The organism is Pseudoalteromonas sp. 0802 (assembly GCF_013350085.1).
In the GTDB taxonomy this organism is placed as follows: domain Bacteria; phylum Pseudomonadota; class Gammaproteobacteria; order Enterobacterales; family Alteromonadaceae; genus Pseudoalteromonas.
On the sequence record NZ_JABVXE010000039.1, the window covers coordinates 1 to 10,290 of the forward strand.

Below are 10,290 nucleotides of genomic sequence, written 5' to 3' on the forward strand. Positions count from 1 at the left end.
TAAGTACGCAGTCTGACAAAATTAACGAAGAGTATTGTGCAATAGGAGGAGTCCATATAAGGTACTTTAGTGCCGAATCGAACATAAATAAGAGCTGTCAGCTTTCAGGCGCGCGAAACAAGTTTCACGCCTACGGTGAAGAGATTAGGTGCTAGGCCCTAGGCGCTAGGGTTAGGAGCTAGGCGCTAGGACGCGATGTAAAATCGCTGCTACCTCGCATCCCGTTACTCGCACCTTTCCCCTTTACTCTTTCCCCTTTACTCTTTCCCCTCGTAACTTGAATCTTTCTCTTTTTTAATAGCGTTATTAGGGGCTGATCTGTATAATCCGCGGCCTATTATTTACCCTATTGCTTGTTTATTTTCGCAGTTGCTGCGCCCATAACCCTGTCAGTATTTTTCTAGGAACAATTCGTTGATTTCAACCGCTAATATCACCATGCAGTTTGGTGCAGAGCCCCTGTTTGAGAACATTTCAGCTAAGTTTGGTAACGGTAACCGCTATGGTTTAATTGGTGCGAATGGCTGCGGCAAATCGACCTTTATGAAAATTCTAAGTGGTGCGCTTGTGCCAACGTCTGGCAATGTGTCGATTGCACCTGGTTTAAAACTAGGTACGCTAAGCCAAGATCAGTTTGCGTTTGAGCAATACACTGTGGTTGATGCGGTGATCATGGGTGATGCAGAGCTTTGGAAAGTTAAACAAGAGCGCGACCGTATCTATTCTCTGCCAGAAATGAGTGAAGAAGACGGCATGAAAGTCGCTGAACTTGAAAGCATTTTCGCTGAAATGGATGGCTACACAGCAGAAAGCCGTGCAGAAGAAATTTTGATCCAAGCGGGTATTGAGCAAGAGTTTCATTATGGCTTAATGGCAAACGTTGCGCCGGGCTGGAAACTACGTGTGCTGTTAGCACAAGCGCTGTTTGCAAATCCTGATATTTTGCTGCTTGATGAGCCAACCAATAACCTTGATATTCACACTATTACTTGGCTAGCTAACGAACTTAACCAGCGTAAGTGTACGATGATTATTATCTCGCACGACCGTCACTTCTTAAACTCGGTATGTACACACATGGCCGATATCGATTACGGTGAACTAAGAATTTACCCTGGTAACTACGAAAAGTGGATCGAAGCCTCAAGCTTGCAACGCGAACAGCTACTTGCTGAAAACGCAAAGAAGAGCGCCGAAATTGACGAGCTACAAGAGTTCGTAAACCGCTTTGGTGCCAATGCTTCGAAAGCAAAATTAGCTAGCTCTCGTGCTAAGCGCATGGACAAAATTAAGCTTGATGAGGTAAAAGCGTCAAGCCGCATTAGCCCATCACTTCGTTTTGACGAAGGCAAAAAGATGTATCGCCAAGCATTAGAGCTTACTAAGTTAGGTCATGGCTTTGATGGCGAAACCCTGTTCAGCGGCGGTGAGCTACTACTTGAAGCCGGTGCTAAGCTTGCGGTTATTGGTGAAAACGGTGTTGGTAAAACCACCCTATTACGTTGCCTAGTGAATGAATTACAAAGTAACGAAGGTGTGGTTAAGTGGTCTGAAAATGCCAGCATTGGTTATTGCCCGCAAGACAGCAGTAAAGACTTTGATAACGACTTAACTTTATTTGATTGGATGTCGCAGTGGCGCACCGCTAAGCACAACGATTTAATGGTGCGTGCTATGTTAGGCCGTTTATTATTCACCGCAGATGACGCTAACAAAAAAGCTCGTAACTGCTCGGGTGGTGAAAAGAACCGCCTATTGTTTGGTAAGTTAATGATGCAAGACATCAACGTGCTAATTATGGACGAGCCAACCAACCACATGGATATGGAAGCCATTGAAGCACTCAATAATGCATTAAAAGATTACCAAGGCACGCTGATTTTTGTGAGCCACGACCGTGAGTTTGTATCGTCTTTAGCGACTCGGATCATCGATATAAAAGATCAACAGCTTATCGATTTTCAGGGCACGTTTGACGAATATATGGACCATGTTGCGCAACAAGCGCAATAACCCCTTCTTCGAAAAGGTGAGCAAGTTAGCTCACCTTTTTTGTTTACGTTCAGTTACATATTCACTTTACTGAATTACCCATTTTAGGTAACTTAAATTTCTTTGACTCCAATAGAACAATAAATTTAAGGGACCTAAATGAAAAAGCTCCTCAGCGTATCGGCACTGACTCTAGCTCTAACAGCCTGTGGTGGCGGTTCATCTACAGATAAAACGCCAGATGTAAAAGTAGAGCAAAATACTGCACCGACGCTTTCTGGCTCGCTCACTCTCTCAGCCAAAGCGCTTGAATCAGCTAATTTAGTTGTTGATTTAAAAGATGAGCAAAACGACAGTGTGACAACAACGATTATTGATAAGCCAGAATGGCTGACTGTAACCACCAGCAGTAATCAAGTAACTTTTAGTGCTGAGCCAAGCCTATTCGACGTTGCTAACCACGCTTTTACTGTGGAAGTCTCTGATGGTAAAGCAAGTAACCAATATACCCTAACCGTTAATGTCGCTGAAAACCGTGCCGCATGGCAACCAATTGAGCTTAGCAACAGCGAAGTGATGGGGAATTGGCAGTCAAGCGATGGCAGCGTGCAGCTTTCGTTTGCCACTGAAGACACTGGTGTGATTGCTCAAAATGGTGAGTTAAGTCGTTTTGATTGGTCGAACCCTGATGTTATTGCACTAAATACCCAAGCGATTGATTGCTTGCATGAATGTAATCAACAAGCCCTTCTTGAAATGGAAGTGTTAGCTAAGCGCGATGATGCTATTCGTGTTGAGCTTTTTAATGTTTCAACCGATAAAGGCGAAGTAGTTACCCTTTATAAATCAAATACAGAGCTTAGCTCTGCGTATTATGTTGATATGGACGACAATACTTTTCACATGGTGAATCATTTAAACACCCAAGGTGAAGAAAGCTATTTTGAAGTATCGATAGCAAGCTATATTCCGACGCCTTCAGGCAGTACCACATCATTCCCTTATGCAGAGTTTTCGGCGACCTTAGAAGGTAAAACGTTAGCGATTAATGGCGACAAATTTATTACGAACAGCTATGCAAATCAGCTAAATAAAGAAGGCTACGAGGTGAATGTAGAGTTTGACCTTAACCTCGTTAATGCCGAAGTGGTTGCGCAGTTCGATAATTTTGTGGTGCTAAAACTGCAACATGTTCTTAGCTATCATGATGAAACTGATGCTGCGAATATTGTTGAATCAGAAGAGCTAACTGAAGCTATGAAAGTGCAAACATCGGTTGTTGCATTACAAAAACTGACACCGGTTGCGGTTCCTGAGCTTAAAGTGGGTAAAACGTATACTGGCCGCTTAAATAATAAAAATTCAGATACAGGCGAAGGATTAACGTTTCGCTATTTACCATCATTTTTTACTATCACAGCAGCAGACACTGCAACGGTAACATTCAATACGCCAATAAGTACTGACTCGTTCAAGTGGCATTACAACTTAGACAATAATGGCGAAACCGTTAAGGTAACCGGCAATGGCCTAGATACCAGCTTACAATTTTTCACTCAACCTGATGGTAAAACTCTCATGGTGCGCGAGCGAAATAAAGACGAACGCCAAGCTCGCTTAGGGTATGAATTTATAGAAGTGATTGATGATTCAACCATCACTCTTGATGACTATAAGCACCTATTTAGCTACTTACGTCAAGATTACACCAGCGGCAACCTGAAAACATACTGGTTTATAAATGATGATGGTAAAGGTAGCTTCTATTATGCTGATCAATATGGCCTTGAAAACAGAGCTAACTTTACGCCAAATACCTATTGGCAATTTGAAGCTGATAACAGTATTAGTTTTGCAATGATGTCTCAGTGCCCAAGTGCATTTGATTACTCTAGCTGTAAGGATGAGGTGTTAGGCGATGATGAAATTTTATATGCCTCTTTAATTAATTTTAAAATTATTCATAAAGAAGCAGATAAATTCATTTTCGACCGCCTGTTTTGGCAGCGTATCTATAACTACAGCGATAAAGAAGTTGAAGAAAACATATACCAAAACAGTTATTGGTTAGGGATTGAAAAGTAAAGGGGCTTGCAGCGCTCAGACGCGCGAAACAAGTTTCACGCCTACATGTAGCAGCGGGTTTATCCCGCGTCATCAGCGAGGTTCTGGGCGCTAGGCTTTAGGTTCTAGGCGCTAGGACGCGATGTTAAATCGCAGGCTTTTATTCGATAGAGGTCAGATGTTAGATGTCAGTCGATCTGTGGGGTTGGTTAGTTCGAGAGTTTTTCGCAACAAAAATGCCTCTTATGCAACATTGTAGGAGGTACTTTAATGCCGAACCAAAAATAAATAAGAGCTTTTAGTCTTCAGCTGTCAGACGCGCGAAACAAGTTTCACGCCTACGTGTAGCAGCGGGTTTATCCCGAGGTTCTGGGCGCTAGGCTTTAGGTTCTAGGCGCTAGGACGCGATGTAAAATCGCTGCTACCTCGCATCTCGCATCTCGAACCTCGCATCTCGCATCTCGCATCTCGCATCTCGTAACTTTACTCTTTCCCCTCGTAACTTTCCCCTTTCCCCTCGTAACTTTCCCCTTTCCCCTCGTAACTTTCCCCTTTCCCCTCGTAACTTTCTCCTTTCCCCTTTCCCCTTTCCCCTTTCCCCTTGTAACTCGCTAACTTTCCCCTCGTAACTAAAAAAGGCCACACAGTTAAACTGTGTGGCCTTTGTACTTAACGGAATTTTAGATTAAATATCGAAGCGGTCGGCGTTCATTACTTTCACCCATGCGTCGACAAAGTCTTTTACAAAACGTTCGTTGTTGTCGTCTTGTGCGTAAAACTCTGCGTATGAGCGTAGGATTGAGTTTGAACCAAACACTAAATCAACGCGTGTTGCTGTCCATTTAGTTGCACCTGTGCTGCGCTCAACAATATCGTAAAGACCATTACCTGTTGGCTTCCATGTGTAAGCCATGTCAGTTAGATTTACGAAAAAGTCTGTGCTAAGTGTGCCTACATTATCTGTAAACACGCCATGCTTAGAGCCGCCGTGGTTAGTGCCTAGTACACGCATACCACCAACAAGAGCGGTCATTTCTGGTGCTGTTAAGCCCATTAATTGCGTACGCTCTAGCATTAGCTCTTCTGCTGAAACCACATAGTCTTTCTTCAACCAGTTACGGAAACCATCGTGAATTGGCTCAAGTACGCCGAACGAGTCTGCATCTGTCATCTCGTCTGTGGCATCACCACGACCAGGCGCAAATGGCACGGTTATATCAACACCCGCCGCTTTTGCTGCTTGCTCAACCGCTGCAGAACCACCAAGTACAATTAAATCAGCGAGGCTTACTGGTTTACTTAAACCCGCTTGTACAGATTCAAGTGCGCTTAATACTTTAGCTAAACGCTCAGGCTCGTTACCTTGCCAATCTTTTTGCGGTGCTAGGCGAATACGTGCACCATTTGCACCACCGCGATGGTCTGAACCACGGTAAGTGCGGGCGCTATCCCATGCTGTTGCGATTAAGTCTGCTTGGCTTACACCACAGTTAAGTAGCTTGGTTTTAAGTTCGCTAATTTCGCTGTCTGATAAGGTATAATCAACCGCTGGGATCGGATCTTGCCAGATCAGATCTTCGCTTGGTACATCGGCACCTAAATAACGTGATTTAGGACCTAAGTCACGGTGCGTTAGTTTGAACCATGCACGTGCAAACACATCACTAAAGTATTCAAAATCATCGTTAAAACGCTCGATAATTTTACGATAGGTTGGGTCCATCTTCATCGCCATATCGGCGTCGGTCATAATAGGATTTAAACGAATTGATGGATCTTCTACATCAACGGGTTTGTCTTCTTCTTTAATGTCGATTGGTTCCCACTGCCACGCACCTGCCGGGCTCTTCTTAAGTTCCCACTCGTAGTTAAGCAGTAAGTAGCAATAGCCGTTATCCCACTTAGTTGGGTGGGTTGTCCATGCGCCTTCGATGCCCGACGTCATGGTATCGCGACCAATACCGCGTGAGTTGTGGTTGTTCCAGCCAAGGCCTTGCTCAAATACATCAGCGGCTTCTGGCTCAGGGCCTACGTTTTCTTCACTACCATTACCATGAGTTTTACCCACAGTGTGGCCACCGACTGTAAGCGCCGCAGTTTCTTCGTCATCCATTGCCATACGGGCAAATGTTTCGCGAACTTGTTCTGCCGTTTTAAGCGGGTCTGGGTTACCATTCACCCCTTCTGGGTTTACATAAATTAAGCCCATTTGTACCGCTGCCAATGGGTTTTCCATAGTGTCTGGTTTGGCTACATTTGAATAGCGCTCATCACTTGGTGCTAACCATTCTTTTTCAGCGCCCCAGTAAACGTCTTTTTCTGGGTGCCAAATATCTTCGCGGCCACCGGCAAAGCCAAAGGTTTTTAAACCCATTGATTCATATGCCATATTACCGGCTAAAATCATTAAATCTGCCCAAGAAAGCTTGTTACCGTATTTCTTTTTGATTGGCCAAAGTAAGCGACGTGCTTTGTCTAAGTTAGCGTTATCTGGCCATGAATTTAATGGCGCAAAGCGTTGGTTACCTGTACCACCGCCACCACGGCCATCTTCTAAACGGTATGAACCCGCTGAGTGCCATGCCATACGGATCATTAAACCACCGTAATGGCCCCAGTCAGCTGGCCACCATTCTTGGCTTTCGGTCATTAGGTTTTTTAAATCGGTTTTAACGGCTTCAAGATCAAGAGATTTGAATGCTTCTGCGTAATTAAAGTCTTTGCCGTAAGGATTCGTTTTGCTGTCGTGTTGATGAAGAATGTCGAAATTGAGCGCGTTTGGCCACCAGTCTGTATTTGATTGAGCGGTGACAGTGTTACTACCATGCATTACCGGGCACTGGCCCGTTTTTCCATTACTCATTATGTGCTCCTCATAAGCTAAAAATATGACGAAATGCTAAAATGCGCTTTTATTCCTTTCGTCATAAAGAGAGATTTTCTAATAGTTATGAATAACTAATAGCGAATAAGTTCCTGTTGTTTAAAACTATAGGAGTTGTACTTTAATAAAGCTAGATCCAGAACATGGTTTTAAATCGATTGCACCGATAGAAAAATCTGATTTGATTCATTTTATAAAACAGTCCATTTTATAAGGGTATTTTTAAACAGCGAGTAGCCCTTATGAAAACCATTAATCCTGACGTTGCTAGACAACTAAGCATTAACTTTTTTATCGCCAATTTACCTATCTTGATGTTAACAGGGCTGGTCGTCGCATCGCTTGTGGGGCTAACCTTTAGAAGCTCGGTGTTGTTTTGGCTAGCGCTGTTAATCACACCATTGAGCATTAATTATTTATATTCTAAAAAACGCATAAAACAGTTTTGCAAAGACAACAAATGCACTGATATTTCTTGCCTTGCTAAGCAAACTGATTAATTTTTAATTTTATTACCCAGTCACCAGATTATTTAGCCAACAACTTGTATAAATATTAATTAGTTATGTGAGTTTTTGCGGCAATTTGAAGGTAACACTAACGCCGTTATCAGGTTTGCTATCGATGCTCACTTCGCCTTGCAGCGCTTACGTTGCAAGGTTATACACTATCGACATACCTAGACCACTGCCACCATTGCCTCGCTTGGTAGTGAAAAATGGCTCAAATACCTTGTACATTACATCTTCGGTCATGCCATGACCGTTGTCTTTATAGGTTATGGTGTAGCTATTGGCGTCGTTATCGATGCTTACACCTATATCTATGCGGTTTTGCTCACGGCCAACAAACCCGTGTACACAGCTATTATTTACAAGATTTAAGAATATTTGGCTAAGCGCCCCCGGAACGGTTATTAACGAAAAGTCATCAACACAGTTGATGTTTACTTCAACATTATGACTACGTGTAAGTGGCATTAAGCTATGTAGGATATTTTCAAAGTAATCTTTAATATTGGTTTCGAGTAAATTAAGCGATGATTGATCAACCGCCGTTTGTTTAAAGTCACTGATGAGCTTTGCAGCCCGCTCAAGGTTGGTAAACGATATTTTGATACACTCGTTTAAATGATTCATGCCTTCAAGTAGGGCCGCTTTTGTTAAGGTATTTGAATCTATGTGTTTATTAAGCGTATTTAGCTTATCTTTTGCCGAGCTATTTGCTGTGACTGCTATGCCAATCGGCGTATTTACCTCATGGGCAATCCCCGCAACAAGATTACCCAGTGAAGCCATTTTTTCGGCTTCAATGAGCTTTTCTTGCATTTCGGTGAGTTCTGATAAAGTTTTTTCAAGCGTACGCGTTCGTTCTGCAACACGTTGTTCTAGATGCTGATTGGCACGTTCAAGTTCAGCATTGATACGTTCATTTTCTTGTGCTGACAAGGCTCTGCCATAAAGATCTGCCAAAGCACCGATGAATGAGCATTCATCTTCTGTCCATTGCCGTTTACCACCTATATGCTCACAGCAAAATATACCGATCATTTTTCCTTTATAGCGAATTGGCGCATCGAGCATTGCACCTATATTAAGAGGTGTTAAGTAACTTTCGCTAAATTCAAAGGTGGCAGGGTCGGTATGAGCATCTACTGCGGTAATCGTACGTTGGGTGTCGAGCGCTTTAAAATAGGCAGGATATGCATCACGAGGGAGCACTAACATTTGGATTTCTTTGCCGTTTTCTCTATCGAGTAATAACCGGCATTCAATTGCGGTGTTTTCTTCATTTAACAGCCAGATCCCAGCTCGGCCAATTTCTAGGCCATCAAGTACAGCATTCAGAATTAAGCGTTCAGCTAATTCAACATTGCCACTATCAAGATCAGAAGAAATCGATACTCCATACAGCAGTTGGACTAGTTGTTGGCGCATACTCTCACCTTTTAGTTTTACGACTCCTTAAGTCTAGACGAACATTGTGATTCTGACAGAATGAATATAAGTTTTTAAAAACTCATTAAGTATTAAGTAGTTGTTCAGATTAAAATGGGTATATTGTACCTAACTCCTGTTGATACCCCTTACGACTTTATGTTGTTTAAGCAGTTTGGCCAGCTCTCCCCCGAGCTGGTTTTTTTTTGCCTAGTCCACAATGCCCACGCATGTTACAGTTACCTCAGAAATCACTAAAAATTGATATGTCATGCGTTATACCTTAATTTTAATCACTTTTTTAATGAGCTTTAGCACATTTGCAGCAGCTCAAAATGAGCCAGAAAACCGCCCAGCTTTAACCGAAGCAGAGCAACAACAAGCTCTCAATAAGCTTCAAGAACCTATGTATAAGCCATTGTTAGAGCGGTATATTCTTGATGAATTAAAAGCTGTGCGCCAAGACCAACAAAAACTGCGCGAAGATGTGACAAAACAAGTTGCTCATACGCAACTTGATACTGCTGATCGAGCATTAACTTATACAACAGATACTATTAATAATGTGTTTTTCATTATTACGATTACTGCTTCAATTTTGGTTTTAGTTGGTTGGAATTCACTGCGTGATGTGAAAAACAAAGTAGAAGACATCGTAAACTCACGTGTTAGTGCGATTACACAAGAATACGAAGAGCGCCTAAAAGTACTTGAAGAAAAGCTACGTGAGCGATCTGAAGAGATCTTATTAAACCAACAAAAGATCTCAATCACCAATGAAGTTCATTCTTTATGGATGCGTGCCAATTTAGAAAGCGATGTCGCGAATAAGATTGAGATTTTTGACGAGATCTTAAAACGTAAACCAGAAGACGTAGAAGCCATTGCCTATAAAGCAGATGCACTGTTAGAGATAAACGAAACAGGTGAAGCTATCGAGCTTTGTAATCAAGCATTAGAAATTGATAGCGACTACGGCTACGCATACTGGCAACGTGCTTGTGCCTATGCGTTACTGCACAAACACGCCGATGCAATGGCTGATATTCGTATGGCCCTTGAGTATTCTCCTAACCTACGTAACGAGCTATTACACGAAAGCGCGTTTGCCAGCCTACACGACAACGACAGCTTTAATTCGTTGCTAAACGAAACGGCTTAGCCGAAACCCACGTAGCAGCGGGTTTATCCCGCGTCATAGCCGCTCGGGTTTAGGATTTAGGCTCTGGGTTCTAGGTCCTAGTACTTCATCACACAAGTTCTGACTAGTTGAGGGCACCATAAGCCCTCTCAAGTTTTTCACGAGCTGATTCAACATTAAATAGCCAGTTTATACTTGTTCTTTCTTTATTCCTGCTCCATTCCCAGGCCGCGAGTTCTGTCTTTAGTTCTTCCATACTTGCTATACGTCTA

General features: G+C 42.7%; 6 protein-coding genes. 4 read left to right on the forward strand and 2 right to left on the reverse strand.

What is annotated here, in order from left to right:
* The first annotated feature begins 414 nt into the window (after nt 1-414).
* Nucleotides 415-2,013: an ABC-F family ATPase gene (locus HUS61_RS20705; RefSeq protein ID WP_175083617.1), complete on the forward strand. Its 1,599-nt coding sequence runs from the start codon at nt 415-417 to the stop codon at nt 2,011-2,013.
* A 138-nt stretch (nt 2,014-2,151) separates the two neighbouring features.
* On the forward strand, nt 2,152-4,077 hold the full coding sequence (locus HUS61_RS20710) for a hypothetical protein (protein WP_175083618.1): 1,926 nt from the start codon (nt 2,152-2,154) through the stop codon (nt 4,075-4,077).
* 664 nt (nt 4,078-4,741) lie between these two features.
* Here the strand turns inward: HUS61_RS20710 and katG are convergent.
* Nucleotides 4,742-6,919, reverse strand: a complete 2,178-nt coding sequence (gene katG / locus HUS61_RS20715; protein ID WP_175083619.1) for a catalase/peroxidase HPI — start codon at nt 6,917-6,919, stop codon at nt 4,742-4,744.
* Nucleotides 6,920-7,182: 263 nt separating this feature from the next.
* Here katG and HUS61_RS20720 point away from each other — a divergent pair, with 263 nt between their 5' ends.
* Nucleotides 7,183-7,440 (forward strand): hypothetical protein, encoded by a 258-nt coding sequence (locus HUS61_RS20720; RefSeq protein WP_054563202.1) that lies wholly within the window; start codon nt 7,183-7,185, stop codon nt 7,438-7,440.
* Between the two features lie 147 nt (nt 7,441-7,587).
* Here HUS61_RS20720 and HUS61_RS20725 read toward each other — a convergent pair whose 3' ends face one another.
* Nucleotides 7,588-8,877 carry an ATP-binding protein gene (locus HUS61_RS20725; protein WP_175083620.1) on the reverse strand — a complete coding sequence of 430 codons (1,290 nt, stop codon included), beginning with the start codon at nt 8,875-8,877 and terminating at the stop codon, nt 7,588-7,590.
* Nucleotides 8,878-9,148: 271 nt separating this feature from the next.
* Between HUS61_RS20725 and HUS61_RS20730 the strand changes: the two genes are divergently transcribed.
* Nucleotides 9,149-10,039 (forward strand): TPR end-of-group domain-containing protein, encoded by an 891-nt coding sequence (locus tag HUS61_RS20730; protein WP_175083621.1) that lies wholly within the window; start codon nt 9,149-9,151, stop codon nt 10,037-10,039.
* Nucleotides 10,040-10,290: the final 251 nt, after the last annotated feature.

What these genes read in the sequence shown, in the direction of transcription:
- HUS61_RS20710 (WP_175083618.1), top strand. Translation starts at nt 2,152, where the DNA reads ATGAAAAAGCTCCTCAGCGTATCGGCACTGACTCTAGCTCTAACAGCC.
- katG (WP_175083619.1), bottom strand. Translation starts at nt 6,919, where the DNA reads ATGAGTAATGGAAAAACGGGCCAGTGCCCGGTAATGCATGGTAGTAAC.
- HUS61_RS20720 (WP_054563202.1), top strand. Translation starts at nt 7,183, where the DNA reads ATGAAAACCATTAATCCTGACGTTGCTAGACAACTAAGCATTAACTTT.
- HUS61_RS20725 (WP_175083620.1), bottom strand. Translation starts at nt 8,877, where the DNA reads ATGCGCCAACAACTAGTCCAACTGCTGTATGGAGTATCGATTTCTTCT.
- HUS61_RS20730 (WP_175083621.1), top strand. Translation starts at nt 9,149, where the DNA reads ATGCGTTATACCTTAATTTTAATCACTTTTTTAATGAGCTTTAGCACA.